A 23,579-nucleotide genomic window follows, 5' to 3' on the forward strand; every position below is an offset into this window, starting at 1 on the left:
GCTCATCCGGAGCGGGGCACCGGTGCTTCCGCGATCTCGCCCTCGGAACGGGCCGCGACGGAGCCGCGGTCGACCGTGATCGTCAGGCTGCTGCCGGCCGGAGCGTCGGCGGCGTCGCGGAGGATCACTCCGCCCTCGAGATGGGCGATCGCATAGCCGCGCGACAGCGTGGCCGCGGGGGAGAGCGCCCGCAGTGAGGCTCGCAGCTCGCTCGTCGCACGGCCGGCCGCATCGTGCTGACGGGTGATCGTGTCGCGTCCCCGCGAAAGCAGCAGCCACACGTCCTGAGAACGCGACTCGATGATCGGGTCGGGGGAGCGCAGCGAGGGACGGGACCGCAGCTGCTCGAGCTGTGCGATGTCGTGCGACAGCCGCTGCGTCAGTCGGGTCGTGGCTCGGGATCGCAGCTGCGCGATCAGCGCCCGCTGCTCGCTGACGTCGGGTACGACGCGCTTCGCGGCATCCGTCGGAGTCGATGCGCGCAGGTCGGCCACGTCGTCCAGAAGCGGATGATCGTTCTCGTGTCCGATCGCGCTGACGATCGGAGTCGTTGCCGCGGCCACAGCCCGGACGAGTCGTTCGTCACTGAATCCGAGCAGCGTCTGCGGATCGCCGCCGCCGCGGGCGATGACGATCACGTCGACATCCGGGTCGGCGTCCAGTCGTGCCAGAGCGGCGAGGGTCTCGGGGACGCACCGGTCGCCCTGAACAGCCGCATACTCCGTGCGGAAGCGCACCTGGGGCCAACGCAACTCGGCGTTGCGGTGCACGTCCTTCTCGGCATCCGACTTCTCTCCCGTGATCAGGCCGATCACATGGGGGAGGAACGGGAGGCGCTTCTTGCGCGAGGCGTCGAACAGGCCCTCCTGGCGCAGCTGCAGTCGCAGCTTCTCCAGCTTCTCCAGCTGATCGCCGAGGCCCACGTGCTTCATCGCCGAGACGGCGAAGCTGAAATCGCCGGCCTTGACGAAGTAGTCGGCCTTGACGGCGGCGACGACATGGTCGCCGACAGCCAGATCGCCGGGGATCCGCGGGCGCACACTCGACCAGATCCTGATGGAGATCTGCGCGTCGGAGCGGGTGTCCTTGAGCCGGGCGAAGATGTTGCCCCCGCGCACGTTCCAGGAGGTGATCTCGCCTTCGACCCACACCGTGTTCCAGCGCGCCACGAAGTCGCGGATCGTCGCGTTCAGGCGTGCGACCGAGGTCGGTGCGTCGGCCGAGGAGTCGCGCGGGGCGACCGCATCCGCCGGCGGAGTCTCGCCAGGACGCGTCGATGCTTCGAAGACCGTCATGCGCTCGGTGCCCCTTCCCGCTCCTGCTCAGGTTCTCGGCGGTAGAATTCAAGGGTGACCTCGACTGCCGTTCATCTGCCTCTGCCGCGCATCCCCCGAGTACGTGGGGCGGCCGGGCGGCTTCAGGATAACCCGGTCGTCGGCAACAAGCGTGTTCTGCTCGCCGCTCCGCGCGGATACTGCGCCGGCGTCGACCGGGCTGTGGTCGCCGTCGAGAAGGCGCTCGAGCGCTACGGCGCGCCGGTCTACGTGCGCAAGCAGATCGTGCACAACATCCACGTCGTCACCGAGCTCGAGGAGAAGGGCGCGATCTTCGTCGAGGAGGTCGACGAGGTTCCCGAGGGCGCTCACGTCGTCTTCAGTGCGCACGGAGTCTCGCCCGCGGTCGTCGAGGCGGCGTCGGACCGCGGCCTGCACGCCATCGACGCGACCTGCCCGCTGGTCACCAAGGTTCACCGCGAGGCAGTGCGTTTCGCCCGCGACGATTTCGAGATCCTGCTCATCGGTCACGAGGGGCACGAGGAGGTCGAGGGCACCGCGGGAGAGGCTCCCGAGCACGTGACCATCGTGAACTCGCCCGCCGAAGCCGACACCGTGCAGGTGAAGGACCCCTCGAAGGTGGTCTGGCTCTCGCAGACCACGCTCTCGGTCGACGAGACCATGGAGACCGTGAACCGACTGCGGGCCCGGTTCCCCGAGATGCACAATCCGCCGTCCGATGACATCTGCTACGCCACGCAGAACCGCCAGGTCGCCATCAAGAAGGTCGCGGCGAACGCCGACCTCGTGATCGTCGTCGGTTCCTCGAACTCGTCGAATTCGGTGCGCCTCGTCGAGGTCGCGCTCGAATACGGCGCGAAGGCCGCCTATCGCGTGGACTACGCCGAAGAGGTCAAGCAGGAGTGGCTCGACGGCGTTGCGACTGTCGGTGTCACCAGCGGCGCCTCCGTGCCCGAGGTGCTGGTTCGCGAGGTCCTCGACGCACTCGACGGAGCGGGTTACCGCGACGTCGAAGAGGTCAAGACGGCGGAGGAGGACCTCATGTTCTCCCTGCCCAAGGAGCTGCGACAGGATGCCGCGGGTCAGCGAGATGCGCGTGCGCTGGGAGGCCGTTCCTCCAGCGGGAACGCCTGACGGTGGCCGCCACAGAGGCGGCGCCGACGCTGATCGGCTCGGTGCAGCGCGCGCTCCGACTCGTCGACATGGTCGCGAACTCTCCGCGCCCGGTGCCGGTCAAGACTCTCGCCATGCGAACCGGCCTCACCCCGGGCACGACCTACAACCTCGTGCGCACACTGGTGCATGAGGGGTATCTCGTGAGCGAGCCCGACGGTCTGGTCCTCGGCGAGAACTTCCCCGCTTTCCGGCTGCAGTCCGACGCCGGGGGCGTGTTCTTCGCGCATGTCCGCATGGCCCTGCGTCAGACCGCCGACGAGGTGGGTGCTTCCGCATACCTGTCCCGCTATCAGGACGGCGAAGTGCACCTCATCGACATCGTGGATGCCCCGCGCAGTCCTCGGCTCGATCTGTGGGTGGGTCTGGATTCGAGCGCGCATGCCACGGCGCTCGGCAAGCAGATCCTCAGCGATCTGAGCGGAGAGGAGCGTGACGACTATCTCTCGCGGCATCCGCTGGAGGAACTCACGTCTCGCACGATCAGTGACCGGCGTGCGCTGATCGCGGAGCTCGACCGCTCTCCGGGATTCGCCGTGGACCGCGAGGAGTATGCCATCGGCAACACCTGCATCGCCGTTCCCGTGATCGCCCCGAGCGTCAGAGCCTCACTCGCCGTCTCGCTTCCTGTGGGACACCCGCGCTTCGATCGCGGCCTGCTCGGGAAGCTCAAGCTCGTGGCGAGGCGGTTGTCCATGCAGTTGGGGGCGGACGCTCTGGGCGGCGGCGCAGCCCGTCTGGCGACGCCGATCTGACGCAGCACGTGTCGCCCGTCTGATGCTCTTCACTATCTGAAGAAGTGCCTCTGGTGCTCGGGCACGCGCTTTCCTAACATGTGAGGTGTAGTCGTCTGTGCAATCGGCGCTACAGGTGGAGGAATGTCCCCAGCGTTCCTCACCCCACTTGGATGACGAGCGTCCCCAGCGTTCCGAGTCCGCGGCCCCGAGGAGTCCCCACTCCTCCGGGGCCGCCATTCTTTTGACGCCCGCAGTCTGTGAGTCGTGCAGAGACCGGGCGGATACCATGGCCGAATGACCGATCAGCGTCCTCAGTACGGCGAAATCGCGACCCTCGAAGAGCAGCGGAGGGCAGCAGGGCTGCCGCCGCTGGGCGAGGTGCCGGCTGTGGATGTGAGCGGGACCGAGAACGCGCCCGCTCCCGGTGACCGAGTCCCGTCCGCATCGGCAGCGGCTCGTCCGCGTCCCGTCGATCGCTTCGTGACCATCGCACTGCTCGCCTACGGGCTGATCAATGTCGTGATGACAGGACTGTCATACCTCGACTTCTCCACCGCGATGAATCAGATGATGACGGTGCTCGGCGTGGACGGCGAGTTCACCAACTTCGCTGAGGGCCGGATCTGGGGAACCGTCGCGGCGATAGTGCTCGCCGTGGGCTGGTCGCTCACCGCTTTCCTGTCGATCCGCCGCCTGCGCGCCGGCAAGCTCTCGTGGTGGGTTCCGCTGGTCGGTGCGGCCGTGACCCTGCTCGTGGCGTCTGTATGCGCCGCGATTCCGCTGATGAACGACCCGGCGTTCATCGACTTCGTCGCCAAGACGGCGGGTGGATGACCCCGTGAAACAGGAGATGCCCCCGGCCGTTCGGTCGGGGGCATCTGCGTTGTCAGGCTGGATCAGCTCTGGGACTGGCCGTACGAGCCGAGCTGGCGCGTGGACTCGACGACGCGAGCGGCCATGGCCGTCTCCGCGATCTTGCCCCAGGCGCGCGGGTCATACTGCTTCTTGTTGCCGACCTCGCCGTCGACCTTGAGCACACCGTCGTAGTTCTTGAACATGTAGTCCGCGATGGCACGCGTGTAGGCGTACTGCGTGTCGGTGTCGATGTTCATCTTGATGACGCCGTTGGCAACCGCGAGGGCGATCTCCTCATCGGTCGAACCAGAACCGCCGTGGAAGACGAGGTCGAGCGGCTTCGCGCCGGTGTTGTACTTCTCGGCGACCTGCTGCTGGATCTCTCCGAGGAGCTCGGGACGCAGCTTCACTCCGCCCGGCTTGTAGACGCCGTGGACGTTGCCGAACGTGAGGGCTGCGATGTAGCGCCCCTGCTCGCCGAGACCGAGCGCCTGTACGGCCTGGTCGACGTCCGCGAACGTCGTGTAGAGGGCATCGTTGGATCCCTCGTGCGCCACACCGTCTTCCTCGCCGCCGACGACGCCGATCTCGACCTCGAGGATGGCGTTGATGTTCTTCATGCGGGGCAGGAGATCCTTGGCGATCTCGATGTTCTCCGCGAGCGGCACGGCCGAGCCGTCCCACATGTGGGACTGGAAGATCGGGTTGCGTCCCGCCTTGACCTCGTCTTCGGAGGCGGAGATCAGCGGCTCGACGAAGCCGGCGAGAGCATCCTTCGGGCAGTGGTCGGTGTGCAGCGCGACGGTGATCGGGTAGTTCTTCGCGACCTCGGTCGCGAAGCGCGCGAAGGCGAGTGCGCCGGTCGCGCGGGCCTTGACCGTGTGGCCGGCGAAGTAGTCGGCGCCGCCGGTGGTGACCTGGATGATTCCGTCGGAACCTGCCTCGGTCAGGCCCTGGAGGACGGAGTTGATGGTCTGCGAGCTCGAGACGTTGAAAGCCGGGTACGCGAAGCCGCCGGCCTTCGCGCGGTCGAGCATTTCGGCGTACTGATCCGGGGTGGCGACGGGCATGAGAACTCCTGCGATTTGGGGAAGCCGGGACAGCAGTCACTCTATCGGGGCTGACTGCCGGATGCTGTCGGCGGCGACGGGGCGAGCACGCCCTCCTACCCGTATGTTAAGAATCGGGATTCCTTCGTCGTCACTTGACCGAAAACTGCCGTTTCAGACGTTCACGCTGGTTAGGCTGACCGCATGGTTAGTCTTACAGCGGATCTCAGCCCCCTTCGTCCCGATCGAAACCTCGCGATGGAGCTGGTGCGGGCCACTGAAGCAGCCGCCATCCGGGCCGTTCCGTTCATCGGTCGTGGCGCGAAGGAGGCGGCGGACGGCGCCGCCGTCGATGCGATGCGTGCCTTCCTCGGGACAGTGGCCTTTCAGGGGCGAGTGGTCATCGGTGAGGGCGAGAAGGACAATGCTCCGATGCTCTTCAACGGCGAAGAGGTCGGCACCGGCAGCGGCCCGGAGTGCGACATCGCGGTCGACCCGATCGATGGCACCTCGCTGACCGCAGCAGGACGTCAGAATGCGCTCTCCGTCATCGCCGTCTCCGATCGCGGATCGATGCTCGACGCGTCCAGCGTCTTCTATATGGACAAGCTCGTCACGGGCCCTGCCGGTGTCGGAGTGGTCGACATCCGCCTGCCGATCGGCGAGAACATCCGCAAGCTCGCGGGGGCTCTCGGCAAGCCGGTGGACGAGATCGTCGTCTCGGTGCTGAACCGTCCGCGTCACGAGCAGCTGATCCAGGAGATCCGGGATGCCGGTGCCGGGACGCGACTCATGAGCGACGGCGACGTCGCCGGCGGGATCAACGCGGCGCGTCACGCGGCCCGAACCGACATGTGCGTCGGGGTGGGCGGCAGCCCCGAGGGAATCGTGACGGCGTGTGCGATCAAGGCTCTCGGCGGTCACATCCAGGGGCGGCTCTGGCCTCGCGACGACGATGAGCGCCAGCGCGGAATCGACGCCGGCCTCGACATGGACAAGGTCTACGAGGCCGACGATCTCGTGCGCGGGGACAACACGATCTTCGTCGCCACCGGCGTCACGGACGGCCAGCTGGTGGCCGGCGTCCGACGCGAGGGCGGCTACATCTACACCGAGAGCGTCGTGCTGCGCGGTGCCTCGGGAACCCTTCGCCGGATCGCCTCGGAGCACCTCGTCTCGAAGTGGCTCTGACTGCCGTGACCTGAGAGCGCGAGTCGGGAACGGGCCCCTCATCGTTACCGACCCGGTACCGCCTGTGCGGTGCTGAGCCGAGCTTTCTCGTGCGTTCGTGTGACAATTGACACTGGATTTGTCGCCGTCGACGGAGCCGCCAGGCACCGCAGGCACAGGAGGGCAGACCGATGACAACGCAGCACACGAATGGTTCCCAGGCCACGCCGACCAAGATCGTGACGACGCCGACCGGCCGGATCATGCGGATCAACGTCGACGAGGCCGGAGTGCCTCTGCCGATCGCGACTCCGGCGGCGCCTGTCGTCAAGACAGCTGTCTCAGATCCCGCTCGACGTGCGGACGTGCTGTTCCGCAAGCGCCTCGACGAGGGGCACGAGATCAGCTCCTGGTGGATGGTCGGAGCTTTCGTCGTGACCAGTGGCCTCGTGATCCTGCTGCTCAGCGGCGTACCGGGCGTCGCCTGATCTCAGCGGCGGGGCTCTTCCGCCTCGACCTGTCGGGATGCCGAATCCAAGTTCGCCGATTCGTCGTCGCTGACCCGGCCGCGAACGTCTCCGACATCGGCCTGGATCGACGTACCCGGCGCAGCGGACGCATCGTCAGCAGCATGGGGGATGCGGAGCTCGGAGCCGATCTCCGCACCGGAGCCGCTCATGAGCTCTGCCGAGGTGAAGCGTCGCGTCTGCGCGGTGATCGCCGGTGGGGCGGAGTCGAGCGTCGACGCGCTGATTCCGGGGAACTGCCTGGCCGTCACGAGCACACGGCTCTCGAGCGAACCCGCGAATCTGTTGTAGCTGTCGACCGTGCGTTCGAGTGCGCGGCGCAGATCGTCGGCGTGCCCTGCGAGGACGCCGAGTCGGTCGTAGAGCTGGGTGCCGAGATTCAGCAGTGCGCGCGCCTCGGTCGACACCTCTTGCTGCGTCCAGCTGTAGGCCACGGTCTTGAGCACGGCCCACAGATTCACTGGGGAAGCGAGCGCCACCTTCTTCGTGAACGCGTAGTCCAGCAGCGTCGGGTCTTCGTCGATGGCTGCGGCGAGCAGCGACTCGCTCGGCAGGAAGCAGATGACGAACTCAGGACTGGCGTCGAGGCCCGTCCAGTACGCCTTCTTCGCGAGTGCGTCGACGTGCGCGCGAACGGCCTTCACGTGCTTCTGCATGTGGGAGCGACGCTGGGTCTCATGCGCGTCCCCGATCGGCAGTGCCGATGCCTCGAGGTAGGCATCGAGCGGAACCTTGGCGTCGACCGCGATCGATGTGCCGCCGGCAAGACGGATCACCATGTCGGGCCGTCCCTGACCCCGGTCTGACGAGATGCTGGACTGCAGATCGAAGTCGACGTGTCGGATCAGCCCTGCGGCCTCGACGACCCGTCGCAGCTGCGTCTCACCCCAGACCCCTCGCGTGGCGGTCGAGCGCAGTGCTCCGGCGAGCGACTCGGTCGTCGAGCGCAACGCCTCGTCGGACTCCTGCGCGCGCCTGAGCTGCTCCGCGAGCGATCCGAACTGCGCATGACGCTCCTGCTCGATCGCCGAGACCTTCTGCTGCATCTGCTGGAGACTCTCGCGCACGGGCGCGAGCGCGGTGAGCACGGCATTCTGCTGCTGCACCCGCTGGGCTTCGGCGCGCTGCTCGAGCCGTGCGTGCTCGACGGCATCCCGATACAGGTCGTACTGTCGGTCGCGATCGTCTCGAGCTGCGGCGAGCTCTGCCTCGGCGCGAGCGAGGTCTGCTGCTCCGCGCGATCCGCGGAGGAACCACCCCGCGGCGGCGCCGGCCGCGAGCGCGACCAGGAGAAGAACGAGCGTGAGAGCATCCATGTGCTCCATGATGCGCTCGGCCACGGACATCCGTCCGGTGCGACTCAGGCGACCGCGCGCTCCGGGGTGGCGAGGACCGGCTCGGTCACTCGCAGCGACAATGCATCCGCCAGGGAGAAGACGTCAGACGCGCCGTGTCGGCGAGTGGCGTCGATGATGATGTGGGCGCACGCGAGCGCGTCCGCAAGCGCGTCATGGTGCGAGAAGCCGGTGAAGCCCGCAGCCTCTGCGGCTTTCGGGAGTCGGTACGACTCGAGGTCGTAGGTCTTGCGAGCCACCTGCAGGCTGCACAGCGAGCGATACGGCGGGCAGTCGCCGCCGGTGGCCTCGGACGCCCGGCGGAGCACATTGAGGTCGAAGCCCGCGTTGTGCGCCACGAGCACGTCGGCGCCGGCGAAGGCGCACAGGCGGTCGAACTGATCGGCCCAGGTGGCCGCGTCGATCACGTCGTGGGCGCGGATGCCGTGGATCTTGGTGTTCCACTCCTGGAACTCGTCGTGACCGGCGGGCGGGCGGATCAACCATCCGGCGGTGGCGACGATCCTGCCGTCGCGCACCCGTACGAGGCCGACGGAGCAGGCCGAGGCGGGGCTGGAGTTCGCCGTCTCGAAGTCGATTGCGGTGAAATCCAGTGGCACATCCCCACTCTCTCCCGGCATCCGAGACGCTCCAGGATGACGCGCCGTAGGCTGGCGACATGAGTACCGACCGAGCGACATCCTTCGGCGCCGAGGCCGCGAACTACGAGGCGGGAAGACCCGAGTATCCCTTCGAGGCCGTGTCGTGGATGCTCGATCCGATGCCTCACGGCTCCCGTCGCATCGCCGACGTGGGCGCGGGCACCGGAAAGCTCACACGTGTGCTCGCGCAGGCCCCGGATGCCGAGGTCGTCGCCGTGGATCCGGACGCCGCCATGCTCGCGACACTGCGGCGGAGCGTTCCCGGTGTTCCGACTTTCCAGGGAACAGCCGAACGGATGCCGCTGCCCGACGCCAGCCTCGACGCCGCCGTGCTGGGTCAGGCCTGGCACTGGGTCGAGCCGTCTGCGGCGTCCCTCGAACTCGGACGAGTCGTCCGCACCGGGGGAGTGCTGGGGCTGATCTGGAACATCCGCGACGAACGCGCGGACTGGGTGCGCCGTCTCACTGACATCATGCACAGCAGTCCGGCGGAGGACATGGTCAACGGACCCGGCTCCGACGGCCCGCGCATCGAGGCCCCGTTCACGGGGATCGAGAAGCAGCAGTGGGAGTGGACCCGGGCGATGAACCGGACGCAGTTGCATCAGATGGCGCGCTCGCGCAGCTACCTGATCGCGGCGTCGGACGACGAACGCTCAGAGATCACACGGCAGATGGACGAGCTGTTCGACGAGCTCGGACTCGACGGTGAGGGGACGATCGACCTGCCCTACGTGACGCACGCATTCCGCGCCGTGCGAGCCTGACGCCGACACCCGCAGGGGCTGCGCATCTGCGACCGGTAGACTCGACCCCCGTGGCTCTCACTATCGGAATCGTCGGCCTGCCCAATGTCGGCAAGTCCACCCTCTTCAACGCTCTGACCAAGAACGACGTGCTCGCGGCGAACTATCCGTTCGCGACGATCGAGCCGAACGTCGGGGTGGTGAACCTGCCCGATCCTCGTCTCGACAAGCTCGCCGAGATCTTCGGCAGCGAGCGCATCCTGCCCGCCGCGGTGTCGTTCGTCGACATCGCCGGCATCGTGCGCGGCGCGAGCGAGGGAGAGGGACTCGGCAACAAGTTCCTCGCGAACATCCGCGAGGCGGATGCCATCGCCCAGGTCGTGCGCGGGTTCGCGGATGACGATGTCGTGCACGTGGACGGTGCGGTCAATCCGGCATCCGACATGGAGACCATCAACGCCGAGCTCATGCTGGCCGACCTCGAGACCGTCGACAAGGCGATCACGCGGTACGAGAAGGAGGTGCGCGGTAAGAAGATCGAGCCCGTCGTCCTCGAGACCGCCAACGCGGCGAAGGATGCGCTCGAGCGTGGTGTGCTGCTGTCCGTCGCGGGCATCGATCTGACGCCGATCCGCGAGCTCGGACTCCTCACCGCCAAGCCGGTCATCTTCGTCTTCAACGTCGACGAGGGCGTGCTCACCGACGACGCCCGCAAGGCGGAGCTCGCCGCGCTGGTCGCCCCGGCGAAGGCCATCTTCCTCGACGCCAAGATCGAGTCCGAGCTGATCGACCTCGACCCCGAGGATGCCGCAGAGCTGCTCGCGTCGACCGGGCAGGACGAGTCCGGTCTCGACCAGCTCGCCCGCATCGGCTTCGACACTCTCGGACTGCAGACCTACCTCACGGCTGGCCCGAAAGAGGCGCGCGCGTGGACGATCCCCAAGGGATCCAAGGCGCCGCAGGCCGCCGGAGTCATCCACACCGACTTCGAGAAGGGCTTCATCAAGGCTGAGATCGTCTCGTTCGACGACCTCGTCGAGACCGGGTCCGTCGTCGAAGCCCGCTCCAAGGGCAAGGCCCGCCTCGAGGGCAAGGACTACGTCATGCAGGACGGCGACGTCGTGGAGTTCCGTTTCAACAACTGAGCGACGTTCTGCCCGAGTGCTGAGGAGATCGGCACCGGCGCGTGCGAAGCCGCGGGGTGCGAATCAGATGTCGTCGCTACGTCGAGCACGCACGGTCCAGCCGACCTGCGTCAGTGCCTCCGTGAGGCGGTCGGCGGCAGCGCTCGCGACTTCGACGCTTGCGTCAGAGCAGACGTCGATGGCGATCGGCGGCGGATCGGCGAAGCGTGGGATCTGCACCTCTGCCCAGGCGTCGGGCGACAGCGGTACCCGAGGGGACGCGGTGCGGGCGTCTCGGATGGCGCTGTCCGCCGCGAAAGCGATGACGTCCAGCGCATGGAGCTTGGTGATCGGCATGTCCACCACGAGGGTGACGGCGAAAGTCGCGTCTGCGGTATCCCCGAATTCTGGCCTCACCGCATGAAGATATCACTGCGCGGTCGGTGCGGATACGAGCGTGACAGCGACGGGCGATGATCGCCATGCCGCGGAGTCGCGAGCGAACTCGGCGCGCACAGCCGGTCTAGCTGCGACGCTCGACATCCTGACTCAAGAGCTCGGGCCAGGCTTCGACATCTTCAGGAGTGCGGGCGACCGCCAGGGTCGCGTGCGGGAGCAGCTCGGCAAGGGATTCTGCGGTCGACAGCGGGTGGCCGGGGTCGTCCACCCAGGCCAATATCGTCGTCGGCACATCGATCCCTGCGACCGCCTCAGGGGCGGGCAAGTCGCTGAGCGCTGCACCGCGAAGCAACGACGGCAGAAGGGCATCGGCGACGTCGGGCCATGTCTCCGGTGCCGAGACGGTGGCCGGGGGTGGCGTCGATCCGCGCGTGCCGGCGAGGTACGCCTCCACACCATCGGCTTCGATCAGCGCAGCCGCGGCTCGGTAGATGTCCGCTTGAGCGGGTCTGGTCTTCCACCCGGTGGGCGGCACCATGAGTGTGAGTCCCGTGAAGCGGTCCGGCTCGAGCGACGCAGCGTGCAGAAGGGTCGCGGCACCCATCGAGGGGCCGACCCCGTGGACGCGCTCGCCGGGGAACCAATGATCGAGCAACCGCAGAAGATCATCCGCCAGGTTCGGCCAGCGATAGTCGTCGGCAACCTTCCGCCCGGTCGAACGGCCATGGCCGCGTGCGTCGTACCGCAGGAGTCGAGTTCCGCTCAGTCCGCGACCGAGGTCGAGATTGAGCACCCGGTCGCGGGCCCGACTCGACGTGAGGCCATGCAGCTGGACGACGGGGTGCCCGCCTTCATCGCTCAGGGCGACAGCCAGCTCGGCTCCGGGTACCTCGAAGGTGGGCATCAGGCTCCTCGATCGATGACTGAGCGAGTCTGCTCGGACAGTCGTGTTGAGTGATCAGGTTATCCGGACGATATGGTGCTACCCATGCGACTGACCAACGTCACGCACCTCCGCCTCCCCTTCGGACGGCTCTGGGGGTACGACGTCAGCGCGTCCGCGCTCGGACGACCCCTGCCCGTGTCGTTCGACCAGCGACTGCATGTCGGGGCGGGTGACCGACCCGGCTCCTGGATGGCTCTGTCGTTCCGGTTGCCCGCGCAGACCGATCGTGAATCGATCGCGGATGCGTGGCTGGCTGTCGTCGCTCGACATGGCACGCTGCGATCGGCCTTCGCACGTGGTGCGGACGGCGATCCGACGCTTCACGAGATCGAGATCAGCCCCGGAAGCTGGGTCGAGCATCAGGTGGGCCCTGGTCAGGCGGTCAATGACGCGCTGCGCGATATCCTCGACGCGGAGTGCTCCCCGTACGGACGTCCGTCCCATCGGCTGTGCGTGCTGGAGACCGCTGCGGGGCTCACGGTCGTGATCGCGGCGGACCACGCGCACGTCGACATGTGGTCGATGCTCGTGATCGTGCGCGATCTGCTGTCCGCGCTGGACGCGGGCAAGACGGGCGCGAAACCGATGTCGACGCCGAGGTCGGCGCCGGCATTCGTCGAACACACGCAGGCGCTGCTGGACAAGGACCCTGCACCGGACCACGTGCGGCGGCGATGGGAAGCGATCATCGCGGACAGCGGCGGTGTGATGCCGCAGTTCCCCCTGTCGCTCGGCGCACCCGAGCCGCATCGCGAGCGCGTGGAAGTGCGCGATGTGTTCGATGTCGACGACGCCGCGGCATTCGCCGCGCAGGCCCGTGACGATGGCGTCTCCACGCTCGCATCTGCGGTGGTCGCGATGACTGCGGTGACGCGCGAAGTCGCGGGTACTGCGCTGCGAGCCGTGTTCCCCGTGCACAGTCGCTTCGAGGACGACTGGCATGACTCGGTCGGCTGGTTCATCACGAATTCCGTCCTCGAATCGGAGCTCGCCGAACCGCACGCTGCGGCAGCGGCCGTCAAGGAAGCAGTGCAACTCGGTGCGTGGCCGCTCGCAGATGTGCTCGCACCGTGGGGTGGGATGCCGGTGGCTCCAGGGATGTTCGCGATCTCGTGGCTGGATCTGCGCAGGCTGCCCGTGCGGATCGACTCCGTGGGGCTCGACGCCCAGTACGTCAGCGCGGCAACCGACACCGACGGCGTCATGCTGTGGTTCATCCTGGACGAGTCCGGTCTGCACCTGAGATGCCGCTATCCCGACACCGCAGAGGCTCGCACCAATGTCGGCGGATGGCTCGACCTACTCGTAGCCAGGATGCAGGCCGACGCGCGGTCCTCGGTGCGGGGACGACTGCAGGTGGCGGGCCGAACCTTCCGTGTCGAGCGGGCGACTCGGGATGACATCGAGGCGATCGCAGCGCTGCTGTCGGACGATCGATTCGGTGCAGACCGTGAGCGTGTCGAACTCGACCGATACGAGGCGGGCTTCCGCGCCGTCATCCGCGACGCATCCAACTACCTGGGGGTCGTCCGGGACAGCGCCGACCGCATCGTCGCCACCATGCAGTTGACCGTCATCCCGGGGCTCTCTCGCGGCGGGTCGACCCGACTGCAGATCGAGGGACTGCGTGTCGCGACGGCGGAGCGATCACGGGGCCTGGGCGCGGCGATGCTGGAGTGGGCGCACGAGTTCGGTCGTGCGCGGGGGGCGACGCTGTCACAGATCACCACAGACGAGGCTCGGGATCGCACCCGCGCGTTCTACACCCGGCTCGGCTACCAGACGGCCCACGTCGGGCTCAAACGGAACATCTAGCGCGCGTCACACCGCCAGGGCGTACGGGTAATCCGTCGATCGTCCCTGGAAGCTCAGGATGCTCGGGTTCTGGATCATTCCGTCGCGGATCTCGATCGCGCGTGTGAGCGTCGAGCTCTCGGCCCACGCGTCGGGGCCTTCGAGAACAGTGCGGAGGAAAGGCAGGAGAGCTTCGCTGATGTCCCACGTGGCCGAGTTCCAGAGATACGACGGGCTGTGGTCGACGGCGTAGTAGTTCACGCCCTGACCCACCGTGAACATCGGCTCGTCGAAGGTCGTCGGGGTCGCCCACTCGAAGCCCATGCCCTCGTCGCACGACACATCGATGATCAGGCTGCTCGAGGCGAAACGGGACAGGTCCTCGGTGCGCAGATACGTCAACGGCGCCGCGACATCCTGCAGGGTGCAGTTCACGACGATGTCGTACGTCGCCAGGAAGTCGGGGAGCAGCACGGAGCCGTCCTCCGTCTCGACCTCGCTGAGGTGCGTGGGTCCGTCGTCGGTGTTCAGCTGAGTGAGGTGCGAATTGTGGATGGGGGAGCCCACGGCGGCCGCCCCGCGCTGAGTGAGGACTTCGATGTCGTGCACCCCGTGAGCATTCAATGCCGTCACCGCGCCGCGTGCCGTCGCCCCGAAGCCGATGACGACTGCGCGCAGGCGCGGGCCGTAGTCCCCGGTCGAGCCGACGAGGCTCATCGCATGGATGACCGAGCAGTAGCCGGCCAGCTCGTTGTTCTTGTGGAAGACGTGCAGGCTCATGTCTCCCTGCGGGGTCCAGTGGTTCATGGCCTCGAAGGCGATCAGCGTGAGGCGGCTGTCGATCGCGGTCTGCGTGAGAGCGACGTCCTGCACGCAGTGCGGCCAGCCCCACAGAATGCCGCCAGCGCTGATCTCGGCGACATCCGCGAGCTGCGGCTTGGGCAGCAGCAGCACGTCAGCGGAGGCGAGCACGTCAGACCGCGCGGCGACCCGGCCGACGCGGGACTCCACATAGCCGGGCTCCAGCTGGAAGTCGGCGCCGTACCCGTGCTCGACGATCATGCGAGCGCGCACATCCGCGTCGATGCGGTCGAGATGGCGGGGATGGATCGGGAGGCGCCGTTCGTTCTCCATCGAGGAGTTCGCCAGCAGGCCGAGGGTCAGAAGCTCCGGGCCGGAGGTCTGGGTATGGACGGACGAGCGTGTCGTGTCTGACAACGGGTTCCCATCTTCGGGGAACCAGAGTCAGCTCCTGGCCTGACTCTACGCCCCTGCGCGCCTGAGGTGGGGCGGGGCCGATCTCCGCCGACGGGCTCGACTACGCTGGAAAGCGATCCCTGACATCCGAACGAGGAGCCGCGCGCCCATGACCGATACCCAGATCTTCGAGCCAGAGGGCCGCGCGATCCCCTTCGTGGATGAGGGAGACGGTCCGGTCAAGCTGGTTCTGATCCAGGAGCAGGGACTCGCCGCCGACGTGCTGGGCGTCGCCGCGCACTATCTCGCCGAAGAGGCGGGTTTCCATGTGCTGCGGATCGGCCACCGCGCGGCATCCGATGCCTCGCTCGACGAGCGCGTCGACGACGTCATCGACGTGATCGATCACGTCGGAATCGAGGACACCTGGGTCGGCGGTCATGGCTTCGGCGGGACGATCGCACGCGCCCTCGTGGCAGCGCACAGCGACCGGGCAAACGGTCTGCTGCTGCTCGGCGTCGAGGACGTCGACATCGCCGTCGCACCGGCGATCCCCGTGCTGATCGTGCAGGGAACCGAAGACACCGACACCCCCGCCGCCACTGCCGAGGCGTTGCAGGCCACGATGCCCGACCGTTCCAGCATCAAGACGATCGCCGGCGACCACCTGTTCCCGATGCACCACCCGATCGAGACCGGCGTGATCATCGAGGAATACCTGGACTGGGACTGACTCGGATGCCATCATCTGGCCGCACTGTCGTCCTCGCGATCGACCTGCAGGCCGGGGTGATGCCGGGATGCTTCGACGAGCACAGTGTGCTCGCGCGTGCCGCAAGCCTCGTCGAGCGCGCTCGCGACGGTGGGGTTCCCGTGGTCTGGGTCCACCACGACCCCGTCGGAGTGGGCACACCCGAGTGGGAGCTCGCCGTGCCGCTGCGGCGGGACGAAGGAGAGCCGTTGGTTCGCAAGAGCTACCGCGACTCCTTCGCCGACACGAACCTGCGCGAGACCCTGGACGCCCTCGGCGCGACACGACTGGTGATCACCGGCGCGCAGTCCGACTTCTGCGTACGCACCACGATGCAGCGCGCGGCGGCGGAAGGCTATGACGTGACCCTCGTGAGTGACGCGCACACGACGGTCGACACGGAGTGGGACGGCGTGCCGATCTCAGGTGAGCAGATCGTCGCGCACACGAACATGTACTTCTCGGGACTGCGGTATCCCGGGCAGGAGTTCGCGATCGCGACGCATGATCAGGTCGCGCTCTGACGAGAGTCGCGCTCTATAGTGATCTCGTGACCCAGTATGCCGCTCAGGCCAAGACGAACCTGCTCGCCCTGGTGGGCTTCATCGCCGCGTTCGTGATCCCTCTTGCGGGTGTGATCCTGTCGATCTTCGCGCGCCGACAGCTGGACGCTCCCGGGAACACCGAGTCCGGCCGGGGCCTCGCTCGGTGGGCGATGGTGATCGGCATCCTCGGCACGCTCGCTCAGGTCACCTTCTTCATCCTCTGGTTCTCGCTCTTCTTCCGCGCCGTGGCCTGACGGTCACCGGGCCGGGGCGGGCGTGGACCAGCCGTGAGCCTGACAGACTGGTCTGATGACCGCCACCCTCGTCGCCCAGAACCTGGCAGGCGGCTACGGCCACCGCATCCTCTTCGAGGGCCTCGACCTGACTGTCGCTCCCGGTGACGTCATCGGCGTGGTAGGTGCGAACGGCGCAGGGAAATCGACTCTGCTCCGCCTGCTCGCCGGTGTGGATGCGCCGATGGGCGGGTCGATCTCGCTCGCGCCCACCGACGCTTTCGTCGGCTGGCTGCCTCAGGAGCATGAGCGCGTCGACGGCGAGACGGTGGCGGGATACATCGCGCGCCGCACGGGCTGCGCGACGGCGACGAGTGAGATGGATGCCGCTGCAGCGGCGCTCGGCGATCCCACGCTCGCCCCGGCGGGCACGGACCCCGCCGACACCTATTCTCAGGCGCTCGATCGGTGGCTCGCGAGCGGTGCCGCCGATCTCGAGGAGCGCATCCCTGCGGTGCTCGCCGACCTCGGACTCCCGAGCACGAGCGGCGTCGCGGAGGACGCGCTCATGACCGGCCTGTCCGGCGGCCAGGCGGCTCGCGTCGGACTCGCCGCACTGCTGCTGTCGCGGTTCGACATCGTCTTCCTCGACGAGCCGACCAACGACCTCGACCTCGATGGGTTGGAGCGCCTCGAGGCGTTCGTACGCGGTCTCCGCGGCGGCGTCGTTCTCGTCAGCCACGACCGCGAGTTCCTGGCTCGCAGCGTCACCCGCGTGCTCGAACTCGATCTCGCCCAGGGATCGAATCGTCTCTACGGGGGCGGCTACGACGCCTACATCGAGGAACGCGCCGTCGTGCGTCGGCACCTGCGGGAGAAGTATGACGAGTTCGCCGACAAGAAGGCGGACCTCGTCGCGCGGGCGCGCACCCAGCGAGAATGGTCGAGCCAGGGCGTCCGGAACGCGATGAAGAAGGCTCCGGACAACGACAAGATCAGGCGCAAGGCGTCGACGGAGTCGAGTGAGAAGCAGGCGCAGAAGGTGCGTCAGATGGAAAGCCGGATCGCACGACTGGACGAGGTCGAGGAGCCGCGCAAGGAATGGCAGCTGGAGTTCACGATCGGCTCTGCGCCCCGATCGAGCAGCGTGGTCTCGACACTCAACGGGGCGGTCTTCCAGCAGGGCGCGTTCACGCTGGGGCCGCTGTCTCTGCAGGTGGACGTCGGCGACCGCATCGGAATCACCGGTCCCAACGGCGCCGGCAAGTCGACTCTGCTCCGTGGGCTCCTCGGACGACAGCAACCCGTCGAGGGGACCGCGGCGCTCGGGAGCAGCGTGCAGATCGGCGAGATCGACCAGGCTCGGTCGCTGCTGATCGGCGATTCTGCGCTCGCCGATGCGTTCGAGGCTCTCGTGCCCGAGATGTCGTCGGCCGAGGTGCGCACTCTGCTGGCGAAGTTCGGTCTGAGGGCAGACCACGTCACGCGTTCCGTCGAAGCCCTGTCACCCGGTGAACGCACGCGGGCGGCACTGGCGCTGCTGCAGGCGCGGGGAGTCAATCTGCTCGTCCTCGACGAGCCGACCAACCACCTCGACCTGCCGGCGATCGAACAGCTCGAGCAGGCGCTCCAGTCGTACACCGGAACTCTGCTGCTGGTCACGCACGACCGACGGATGCTGGAGGCTGTCCAGACCGATCGGCGGTGGTCCGTCGAGAGCGGCCAGGTCACCGAACGCTGAGGCTCAGCGACCCTGACGCTTCTTGTAGGGCTTCGGCTGACCCTTCACGATGGGCGCGCGACCTTTGCCCTTGGACGCCTTGGCCTTGCCGCCCGCCGGGCCCGCCGTCTTCGGCGCGGGCGGGGGAGCGGCGGCCACGGTCGCCTGCGCTTCAGCGAGGAACAGCTCTCCCACGTTCGTGAGTCGCGGCGTCCCTTCGCGATTGATCAGCGTGTGTCCGACCTCGTCCTCGAGCTTGTCGAGAGAGGTGTACAGGGAGGCCAGGGGAATGCCCAGCTGGGAAGCGGCTCGGGGGAAGTGCAGCGTCTCAGCGAGGACGACGTAGCGACGGAGCAATGCCAGCTTCATGCGGGGGAACGGTCCTTCTGGATCCGCGACGATCACGGGTCTCCGTCTAACCTACGCGAGGCGGATGCGCGTCAGTCCCAGACGCACGGATGCCGCGGCTCGATGAGCCGCGGCATCCGGTGGCGGATCTCCTCAGGAGACCTGCGGAAGCACGGCGAAGGACACGGATCCCTCGTCATCGACGCCGGCGTCGAGCACCTTGTCATCGAGCGCGGCTGCGGCGGTCTCATCGAGGAAGAGTCGGGTGCCCGACACCTCGACGACCTGGTCGTCGGGTTCCGGGTCCGGCGTCACGAGGACGGCGAGGCGCGCACCCCCATCCGGTCCAGGGGCGGGCGTGGAGTGGATGCGAAGCCCGGCGTCGTCAGCGTCGGTCTGACGGCTGACGAGGGTGTTCACGATTGCGGTGGCGTTATCGGTGAGGGTGAGCACAAGACTCTCCTTCCGGTTGCGGTCACGACGCGGGTGCGGCGTGACGGGCCACGATTCCGCACTCGGCGGGACGATTCAACCCGACGCGCCCGTTCAGAGGGGTCTCACACCTGATGCAGAGGTTTTCTCAGGAACACCTGCTCGGTTCCGTCGCCCTGCGGCACGCGCTCGGCCTCCTCGTATCCGCATGACTCGTACAGGCGGATGTTGGCCTCGCTCAGACTGCCGGTGAAGAGCTCGGCCACATCCGCGCTCGACGCGCGTTCGGCCGCGTCGAGCAGCGTGCGCCCGATGCCCTCTCCCTGCATGTCGGGCGCGATCGCGATCCTGCCGATCAGTAGCACGCCGTCGTCCTCGACGAACCGGATGACCCCGACCAGCCGTCCGTCCTTCCGCGCCGCGAGGCCGCTGCTGGAACGCAGCTCGGCCTCCACTTCGGGGAGCGTCTGGGTCAGCGGGGGCATATCGGCGCTGCCATAGATCTGCGCCTCCGACACGAACGCCGCGCGTTGCAGGGTGAGCACCTCACCCGCATCCGACTCCGAGGTCGGGCCGATCACCACATCCGATGCGTGGTCGTCGATCTCGGTCTGTGCTCTCTCTGATTTCGTCACTGCGCCACGATCTGATGAGACCGGGGGGACTGTCAACCCCCTCGATACGGGCCGCGAGCGGAGCTAATCTCGCAGTTTCCAACCCCAGGAGGACTCATGGCTGAGAAGAGCACGTCCAAGAGCGCGTCCAAGACCGGCACCGCATCCAAGCGCGGAGCGAAGACGACGAGAAGGCAGAACGCCGAGAAGGGATTCACGGCGTCGCCCACCCTCGCCGCGAACCTGCAGCTCGTGCTGGTCGACCTGATCGAGCTCTCACTACAGGGCAAGCAGGCACACTGGAACGTCGTCGGACGCAACTTCCGGGACACCCACCGTCAGCTCGACGAGATCATCGACGCCGCGCGCACGTTCAGCGACACGGTCGCTGAGCGGATGCGGGCACTGCACGCGGTGCCCGACGGACGCACGGACACGATCGCGGAATCGACCTCTCTTCCCGCGTTCCCGATGGGCGAGGTCTCGACGACCGACACGATCGACCTCATCACCGCGCGCCTCGAGGCGACGATCGGGACGATCCGCGACGTGCACGATGCCGTCGACGAGGAAGACCCCACGTCGGCCGACATCCTGCACGCGGTGCTCGAGAGCCTGGAGCAGTTCGCGTGGATGGTGAGTGCCGAGAACCGCACTCCCGCGACCAGCTGAGCTGACGTCTCACTCTCGTTCGTCCTCCCGCGTACGTTCGGCCTCTCGCCGGACCAGGCGCGGGAGGACGAGCCAGAGGAGGAGGACGGCGACCAGTGAGGAGACGAGCGCGATGAGCCCGGCGGCGCGATCGACGGTGAAGTCGATGATGAGGGTGGTCACACCGATCGTCAGCGCGGAGATCGCCACGAGGTCGATCTTCACGATCCGAGCGGCCACCCGGACGAGTTCGGGTTTGCGGCGGCGACCGAACAGCGCCCGGTGCATGCCCACCGGCGCGAGCGCCAGGATCGTCGCCAGCGCGGCGAGTGCCACCAGCACCACGTACAGATCCCTCTGGACCTCGTCCATGTCCTCGAAGCGGGGAGTGAAGGCGACGGCCAGCAGGAATCCGGTGAGGATCTGCGTACCGGTCTGCATCACTCGCAGCTCCTGCAGGAGCTCCTCCCAGTTGCGGTCGGCGCGCTCGTTCCGAGTCTCGTCGCGTCCGTCTCGTCGGTCGTCGAGCTCGCTCGACGGTGCAGATCGGTGGTCGGGTTCCATGCAGTCAGTTTTGCGGCACCGCTCGGAGTCTGTCCAGACTCTTGCGCAGATGCACTCGAGGAGCAGGGGATGACGCTTCCACCGATCCGCGAGTGGTGGCCCGGGCTGTCGCTCGAGGCGCGAGTCGAGGTGCTCGGAGATACCGCGCCGCACCTCGGCGAGCGAACGCGGGATGAGATCAGGACGATCACCGGGGCTGTGGTCGGCATGGCCGAGACGCTGTCCGACGACGATCTGGAGTACGCCCGTTCCGAGGCCCGGTCGGAGATCGAGCAGGAGGACTCGGCCTGAGACGGCGTTGTCAGCTGTCGCCGTTCGCGTGCTCCTCGCGCAGCCGCGGCACGGTGCGGCGTTCGGGACGGAGACCGGCCTTGTCTGCGTAGAACGCCCGGATCCTGTCCATGTCAGCGGCGACGTCCCCCGTCAGCTCGATCGTGGGGCCGAGTCCGGTGGTCATCGTGGTGCGGTCGACGAAACCGAGAGTCACCGGCATCCCGGTCTCTCGTGCGATCCGATAGAAGCCGGACTTCCAGTACTCTTTGCCCCCGCGAGTGCCGTCGGGCGTGATCACGAGGCCGAAGACGCCGCCGGAATGGACCTGCTCCACGACGTCGTTGACGACCCGCGCCGGGTCGGCGCGGTCGACGGCGATGCCGCCGAGACGACGCATGATCGGACCCCGCCACCCGCGGAACAGGCTGTTCTTGCCGAGCCAGTGCACCTCGATGCCCAGTCTCCACGCGATCGCCAGCATGAGCACGAAGTCCCAATTGGACGTGTGCGGCGCACCGATGAGGATGGTGGGTCTCTGAGGAGTGGCCTCGGCGGTGAGGGTCCAGCGGCTGACTGCCCAGAAGAAGCGGGCGAGGAGTCGTTTGAGCACTCGTCCACCGTAGGGCAGAACGTCCGATGATCAGCCGCCCCCCGGCCGCCGCCGCATTTCCGCGCCATGCCGTCGCCACAGGCGTACGATCGAATGATGGCCAAGACACAGGACTCCGCCGAGCAGGACGCACCGACCGTGCTTCAGCCGCTGACCGGAACTCCGAACCTGCTTGATGACGACGCCGCCGGGTACTGCAGCGGCGGCGTCTGCCACTTCCCTGCGCCGAAGACGCAGTAGCAGGAGACGCCGCCGCAGCGGGACGATCAGTGCCCGCCGTGCGCTCCGCCGGAGACATCGTCTGCCGGCTTGCGGACGAAGGGGCTCAGCGCCACCGCAGCCAGCGAGATGATCGCGGCGATGAGGAATGCCATGCGGGCACCCGGCGCACCGGCGACCGCCGTGGGGAGCCCTTCGGCTTCTCCGGCGTGCAGGATGGCGGAGTACGTCACCGTCAGCACCGCCACGCCCGCCGCGCCACCGACCTGCTGGAGGGTGTTCAGCACAGCGGAGCCGTGTGAGTACAGCGAACGCTGCAGCGACCCGAGCGACGCGGAGAACAACGGCGTGAACGACATCGCGAGTCCGACCGACATGGCCGCCTGCACGATGATGAGGACCCACCACACGGTGTGCTCGCCGACGGTCGAGTAGTAGAACAGCGCGGCCGACACGAGGATCGTTCCGGGGATCAGCAGCGGGCGAGTGCCGCGTGCGTCGTACACCCGACCCATGATGGGGCCGAGCAGACCCATCAGCACCGAACCGGGAAGGAGGATGAGGCCGGACTCGAGGGCGTTGAGGCCGGCGACGTTCTGCAGGTACTGCGGCAGAAGGGTCAGCGTCCCGAACATCGACAGCGCGAGGATCGTCATGATGACGACCGAGAACGTGAAGTTCGCCGAGCGGAACACGCGCAGGTCGAGCAGTGCGTCGTCGACCCGCTGCAGCACCAGCTGGCGCCACACGAACAGCGCGAGTGCGACGGCACCCACGACGAGAGCGACGACACCGGCGGTCTCGCCGGATCCGCCTTCGCCGCCGAACTGGCTGAGACCGAAGACGATGCCGCCGAATCCGAGAGCGGCGAGCGGGATGGAGACGACATCGAGGGGGACCACGCGGGTCTCACCCAGGTTGGTCATCCACTTGACGCCGATGAGCAGCGAAACGAGCGCGATGGGCAGGATGATCGCGAACAGCGCACGCCAGTGGAGCGTCTCGAGGACCGCACCGGCGAGCGTCGGTCCGATCGCGGGAGCGAGCGAGATGACGAGTCCGACGCGCCCCATCATGCGTCCGCGCGACTGGGCGGGGACGACGTTCATGATGGTGGTCATGAGGAGCGGCATCATGATGCCCGTGCCGGCGGCCTGGATGACGCGGCCGGCGAGGAGGATCTCGAATCCGGGCGCCACGAGGGCGACCAGGGTTCCGAGCGAGAACGAGATCATCGCGGCGATGAAGACCTGACGGGTCGTGAAGCGCTGCAGGATGAACCCGGTCGTCGGGATGACGACCGCCATGGTGAGCATGAATGCGCTCGTCAGCCACTGGCCGAGCTCGGGCGGGATGCCCAGATCGACGTTCAGATGGGGGATCGCGATGCCCATCGTGGTCTCGTTGAGGATCGCGACGAACGCGGCGACGAGCAGGAGCCAAATCACGCGCATGTCGCTGCGGGCGATCTCGCCGCTGCGCGCGGGAGGGGGCGTGGTGATCGACCCGGTGTCGACGGCAGACATACGGCCTCCAAGGCACTGAAGAGAGGGGGAGATCGCGCGAGTGCGCGGGGACCACTCAGCGTAACCACAGGTTCGGACATTTCAT

Annotated in this window: 28 protein-coding genes; 15 read left to right on the forward strand and 13 right to left on the reverse strand. The window is 67.5% G+C overall.

What is annotated here, in order from left to right; all coding sequences use genetic code 11:
• Positions 1–2 precede the first annotated feature (2 nt).
• Positions 3–1,295 (reverse strand): exodeoxyribonuclease VII large subunit, encoded by a 1,293-nt coding sequence (gene xseA / locus BMW26_RS05365; RefSeq protein ID WP_056277973.1) that lies wholly within the window; start codon positions 1,293–1,295, stop codon positions 3–5.
• Between the two features lie 90 nt (positions 1,296–1,385).
• Here xseA and BMW26_RS05370 point away from each other — a divergent pair, with 90 nt between their 5' ends.
• From BMW26_RS05370 to BMW26_RS05380, 3 genes are all read left to right on the forward strand, one after another.
• Positions 1,386–2,429, forward strand: a complete 1,044-nt coding sequence (locus BMW26_RS05370) for a 4-hydroxy-3-methylbut-2-enyl diphosphate reductase (protein WP_053099044.1) — start codon at positions 1,386–1,388, stop codon at positions 2,427–2,429.
• Between the two features lie 2 nt (positions 2,430–2,431).
• A complete protein-coding gene (locus tag BMW26_RS05375; RefSeq protein ID WP_056277976.1) occupies positions 2,432–3,223 on the forward strand; it encodes an IclR family transcriptional regulator in 792 nt (263 codons plus the stop codon).
• A gap of 276 nt (positions 3,224–3,499) precedes the next feature.
• Positions 3,500–4,039 carry a DUF6264 family protein gene (locus BMW26_RS05380; RefSeq protein WP_053095528.1) on the forward strand — a complete coding sequence of 180 codons (540 nt, stop codon included), beginning with the start codon at positions 3,500–3,502 and terminating at the stop codon, positions 4,037–4,039.
• A 62-nt stretch (positions 4,040–4,101) separates the two neighbouring features.
• Here the strand turns inward: BMW26_RS05380 and fbaA are convergent, their stop codons facing one another.
• Positions 4,102–5,130, reverse strand: coding sequence for a class II fructose-bisphosphate aldolase (gene fbaA, locus BMW26_RS05385; RefSeq protein WP_056277981.1), 1,029 nt, complete (start codon positions 5,128–5,130; stop codon positions 4,102–4,104).
• Positions 5,131–5,313: 183 nt separating this feature from the next.
• Here fbaA and glpX point away from each other — a divergent pair, with 183 nt between their 5' ends.
• Together glpX and BMW26_RS05395 are read left to right on the forward strand one after the other, a co-directional pair.
• A complete protein-coding gene (gene glpX / locus BMW26_RS05390) occupies positions 5,314–6,300 on the forward strand; it encodes a class II fructose-bisphosphatase (RefSeq protein WP_053095530.1) in 987 nt (328 codons plus the stop codon).
• Between the two features lie 170 nt (positions 6,301–6,470).
• Positions 6,471–6,767, forward strand: coding sequence for a hypothetical protein (locus tag BMW26_RS05395; RefSeq protein WP_056277984.1), 297 nt, complete (start codon positions 6,471–6,473; stop codon positions 6,765–6,767).
• Positions 6,768–6,769: 2 nt separating this feature from the next.
• Here BMW26_RS05395 and BMW26_RS05400 read toward each other — a convergent pair whose 3' ends face one another.
• The gene (locus BMW26_RS05400; protein WP_157557466.1) at positions 6,770–8,122 is read right to left on the reverse strand and encodes a DNA recombination protein RmuC; all 1,353 of its coding nucleotides are present in this window, start codon (positions 8,120–8,122) and stop codon (positions 6,770–6,772) included.
• Between the two features lie 44 nt (positions 8,123–8,166).
• Complete coding sequence (locus tag BMW26_RS05405) at positions 8,167–8,760, reverse strand: exonuclease domain-containing protein (protein ID WP_072592239.1); 594 nt, start codon at positions 8,758–8,760, stop codon at positions 8,167–8,169.
• A 59-nt stretch (positions 8,761–8,819) separates the two neighbouring features.
• Between BMW26_RS05405 and BMW26_RS05410 the strand changes: the two genes are divergently transcribed.
• Positions 8,820–9,569 (forward strand): class I SAM-dependent methyltransferase, encoded by a 750-nt coding sequence (locus BMW26_RS05410; RefSeq protein ID WP_072590979.1) that lies wholly within the window; start codon positions 8,820–8,822, stop codon positions 9,567–9,569.
• Positions 9,570–9,619: 50 nt separating this feature from the next.
• Positions 9,620–10,693 carry a redox-regulated ATPase YchF gene (ychF, locus tag BMW26_RS05415; protein ID WP_056277996.1) on the forward strand — a complete coding sequence of 358 codons (1,074 nt, stop codon included), beginning with the start codon at positions 9,620–9,622 and terminating at the stop codon, positions 10,691–10,693.
• 63 nt (positions 10,694–10,756) lie between these two features.
• Here ychF and BMW26_RS05420 read toward each other — a convergent pair whose 3' ends face one another.
• Complete coding sequence (locus BMW26_RS05420) at positions 10,757–11,089, reverse strand: hypothetical protein (RefSeq protein WP_232224530.1); 333 nt, start codon at positions 11,087–11,089, stop codon at positions 10,757–10,759.
• Between the two features lie 106 nt (positions 11,090–11,195).
• Positions 11,196–11,975: an alpha/beta fold hydrolase gene (locus BMW26_RS05425; RefSeq protein WP_072590980.1), complete on the reverse strand. Its 780-nt coding sequence runs from the start codon at positions 11,973–11,975 to the stop codon at positions 11,196–11,198.
• Between the two features lie 84 nt (positions 11,976–12,059).
• Here BMW26_RS05425 and BMW26_RS05430 point away from each other — a divergent pair, with 84 nt between their 5' ends.
• On the forward strand, positions 12,060–13,832 hold the full coding sequence (locus tag BMW26_RS05430) for a GNAT family N-acetyltransferase (protein ID WP_072590981.1): 1,773 nt from the start codon (positions 12,060–12,062) through the stop codon (positions 13,830–13,832).
• Positions 13,833–13,838: 6 nt separating this feature from the next.
• On the opposite strand, the gene BMW26_RS05435 is transcribed toward BMW26_RS05430, so the two are convergent.
• Positions 13,839–14,945 (reverse strand): N(5)-(carboxyethyl)ornithine synthase, encoded by a 1,107-nt coding sequence (locus BMW26_RS05435; protein ID WP_072592241.1) that lies wholly within the window; start codon positions 14,943–14,945, stop codon positions 13,839–13,841.
• 232 nt (positions 14,946–15,177) lie between these two features.
• Here BMW26_RS05435 and BMW26_RS05440 point away from each other — a divergent pair, with 232 nt between their 5' ends.
• From BMW26_RS05440 to BMW26_RS05455, 4 genes are read left to right on the forward strand one after another with little or no spacing between them, the layout of a single operon-like run.
• Positions 15,178–15,741, forward strand: coding sequence for an alpha/beta fold hydrolase (locus BMW26_RS05440; protein ID WP_053095540.1), 564 nt, complete (start codon positions 15,178–15,180; stop codon positions 15,739–15,741).
• Between the two features lie 5 nt (positions 15,742–15,746).
• On the forward strand, positions 15,747–16,283 hold the full coding sequence (locus BMW26_RS05445; RefSeq protein WP_072590982.1) for an isochorismatase family protein: 537 nt from the start codon (positions 15,747–15,749) through the stop codon (positions 16,281–16,283).
• 26 nt (positions 16,284–16,309) lie between these two features.
• A complete protein-coding gene (locus tag BMW26_RS05450) occupies positions 16,310–16,558 on the forward strand; it encodes a hypothetical protein (protein ID WP_072590983.1) in 249 nt (82 codons plus the stop codon).
• A 55-nt stretch (positions 16,559–16,613) separates the two neighbouring features.
• A complete protein-coding gene (locus tag BMW26_RS05455; RefSeq protein ID WP_056278010.1) occupies positions 16,614–18,278 on the forward strand; it encodes an ABC-F family ATP-binding cassette domain-containing protein in 1,665 nt (554 codons plus the stop codon).
• A gap of 3 nt (positions 18,279–18,281) precedes the next feature.
• Here the strand turns inward: BMW26_RS05455 and BMW26_RS05460 are convergent, their stop codons facing one another.
• The 3 genes from BMW26_RS05460 to BMW26_RS05470 form a co-directional block, all read right to left on the reverse strand.
• On the reverse strand, positions 18,282–18,626 hold the full coding sequence (locus BMW26_RS05460) for a LysR family transcriptional regulator (protein ID WP_053099048.1): 345 nt from the start codon (positions 18,624–18,626) through the stop codon (positions 18,282–18,284).
• Between the two features lie 132 nt (positions 18,627–18,758).
• Entirely contained in the window at positions 18,759–19,058 is a 300-nt protein-coding gene (locus tag BMW26_RS05465) for a Fe-S cluster assembly protein HesB (protein WP_053095543.1), read from the reverse strand.
• 104 nt (positions 19,059–19,162) lie between these two features.
• Positions 19,163–19,672, reverse strand: a complete 510-nt coding sequence (locus BMW26_RS05470) for a GNAT family N-acetyltransferase (RefSeq protein ID WP_372984305.1) — start codon at positions 19,670–19,672, stop codon at positions 19,163–19,165.
• 96 nt (positions 19,673–19,768) lie between these two features.
• On the opposite strand from BMW26_RS05470, the gene BMW26_RS05475 reads away from it, so the two are divergent.
• The gene (locus BMW26_RS05475) at positions 19,769–20,323 is read left to right on the forward strand and encodes a Dps family protein (RefSeq protein WP_053095544.1); all 555 of its coding nucleotides are present in this window, start codon (positions 19,769–19,771) and stop codon (positions 20,321–20,323) included.
• Between the two features lie 9 nt (positions 20,324–20,332).
• On the opposite strand, the gene BMW26_RS05480 is transcribed toward BMW26_RS05475, so the two are convergent.
• Entirely contained in the window at positions 20,333–20,866 is a 534-nt protein-coding gene (locus BMW26_RS05480) for a DUF6328 family protein (RefSeq protein WP_056278016.1), read from the reverse strand.
• A gap of 69 nt (positions 20,867–20,935) precedes the next feature.
• Between BMW26_RS05480 and BMW26_RS05485 the strand changes: the two genes are divergently transcribed.
• Positions 20,936–21,157 carry a hypothetical protein gene (locus BMW26_RS05485; RefSeq protein WP_053095546.1) on the forward strand — a complete coding sequence of 74 codons (222 nt, stop codon included), beginning with the start codon at positions 20,936–20,938 and terminating at the stop codon, positions 21,155–21,157.
• Between the two features lie 10 nt (positions 21,158–21,167).
• On the opposite strand, the gene BMW26_RS05490 is transcribed toward BMW26_RS05485, so the two are convergent.
• Entirely contained in the window at positions 21,168–21,749 is a 582-nt protein-coding gene (locus tag BMW26_RS05490) for a 1-acyl-sn-glycerol-3-phosphate acyltransferase (RefSeq protein ID WP_072590984.1), read from the reverse strand.
• 96 nt (positions 21,750–21,845) lie between these two features.
• On the opposite strand from BMW26_RS05490, the gene BMW26_RS17740 reads away from it, so the two are divergent.
• Positions 21,846–21,989, forward strand: a complete 144-nt coding sequence (locus BMW26_RS17740) for a hypothetical protein (RefSeq protein ID WP_164481686.1) — start codon at positions 21,846–21,848, stop codon at positions 21,987–21,989.
• Between the two features lie 26 nt (positions 21,990–22,015).
• Here the strand turns inward: BMW26_RS17740 and BMW26_RS05495 are convergent, their stop codons facing one another.
• Entirely contained in the window at positions 22,016–23,494 is a 1,479-nt protein-coding gene (locus tag BMW26_RS05495; protein ID WP_053095548.1) for an MDR family MFS transporter, read from the reverse strand.
• Positions 23,495–23,579 lie beyond the last annotated feature (85 nt).

The organism is Microbacterium sp. 1.5R, from assembly GCF_001889265.1.
Lineage (GTDB): Bacteria > Actinomycetota > Actinomycetes > Actinomycetales > Microbacteriaceae > Microbacterium.

Excerpts from the sequence above, each read along its gene's own strand:
- xseA (WP_056277973.1), bottom strand. The coding sequence starts at position 1,295 with ATGACGGTCTTCGAAGCATCGACGCGTCCTGGCGAGACTCCGCCGGCG.
- BMW26_RS05380 (WP_053095528.1), top strand. The coding sequence starts at position 3,500 with ATGACCGATCAGCGTCCTCAGTACGGCGAAATCGCGACCCTCGAAGAG.
- fbaA (WP_056277981.1), bottom strand. The coding sequence starts at position 5,130 with ATGCCCGTCGCCACCCCGGATCAGTACGCCGAAATGCTCGACCGCGCG.
- glpX (WP_053095530.1), top strand. The coding sequence starts at position 5,314 with ATGGTTAGTCTTACAGCGGATCTCAGCCCCCTTCGTCCCGATCGAAAC.
- BMW26_RS05395 (WP_056277984.1), top strand. The coding sequence starts at position 6,471 with ATGACAACGCAGCACACGAATGGTTCCCAGGCCACGCCGACCAAGATC.
- BMW26_RS05400 (WP_157557466.1), bottom strand. The coding sequence starts at position 8,122 with ATGGATGCTCTCACGCTCGTTCTTCTCCTGGTCGCGCTCGCGGCCGGC.
- BMW26_RS05410 (WP_072590979.1), top strand. The coding sequence starts at position 8,820 with ATGAGTACCGACCGAGCGACATCCTTCGGCGCCGAGGCCGCGAACTAC.
- BMW26_RS05425 (WP_072590980.1), bottom strand. The coding sequence starts at position 11,975 with ATGCCCACCTTCGAGGTACCCGGAGCCGAGCTGGCTGTCGCCCTGAGC.
- BMW26_RS05430 (WP_072590981.1), top strand. The coding sequence starts at position 12,060 with ATGCGACTGACCAACGTCACGCACCTCCGCCTCCCCTTCGGACGGCTC.
- BMW26_RS05435 (WP_072592241.1), bottom strand. The coding sequence starts at position 14,945 with ATGGAGAACGAACGGCGCCTCCCGATCCATCCCCGCCATCTCGACCGC.
- BMW26_RS05440 (WP_053095540.1), top strand. The coding sequence starts at position 15,178 with ATGACCGATACCCAGATCTTCGAGCCAGAGGGCCGCGCGATCCCCTTC.
- BMW26_RS05445 (WP_072590982.1), top strand. The coding sequence starts at position 15,747 with ATGCCATCATCTGGCCGCACTGTCGTCCTCGCGATCGACCTGCAGGCC.
- BMW26_RS05455 (WP_056278010.1), top strand. The coding sequence starts at position 16,614 with ATGACCGCCACCCTCGTCGCCCAGAACCTGGCAGGCGGCTACGGCCAC.
- BMW26_RS05460 (WP_053099048.1), bottom strand. The coding sequence starts at position 18,626 with ATGAAGCTGGCATTGCTCCGTCGCTACGTCGTCCTCGCTGAGACGCTG.
- BMW26_RS05475 (WP_053095544.1), top strand. The coding sequence starts at position 19,769 with ATGGCTGAGAAGAGCACGTCCAAGAGCGCGTCCAAGACCGGCACCGCA.
- BMW26_RS05480 (WP_056278016.1), bottom strand. The coding sequence starts at position 20,866 with ATGGAACCCGACCACCGATCTGCACCGTCGAGCGAGCTCGACGACCGA.
- BMW26_RS05485 (WP_053095546.1), top strand. The coding sequence starts at position 20,936 with ATGACGCTTCCACCGATCCGCGAGTGGTGGCCCGGGCTGTCGCTCGAG.
- BMW26_RS17740 (WP_164481686.1), top strand. The coding sequence starts at position 21,846 with ATGGCCAAGACACAGGACTCCGCCGAGCAGGACGCACCGACCGTGCTT.
- BMW26_RS05495 (WP_053095548.1), bottom strand. The coding sequence starts at position 23,494 with ATGTCTGCCGTCGACACCGGGTCGATCACCACGCCCCCTCCCGCGCGC.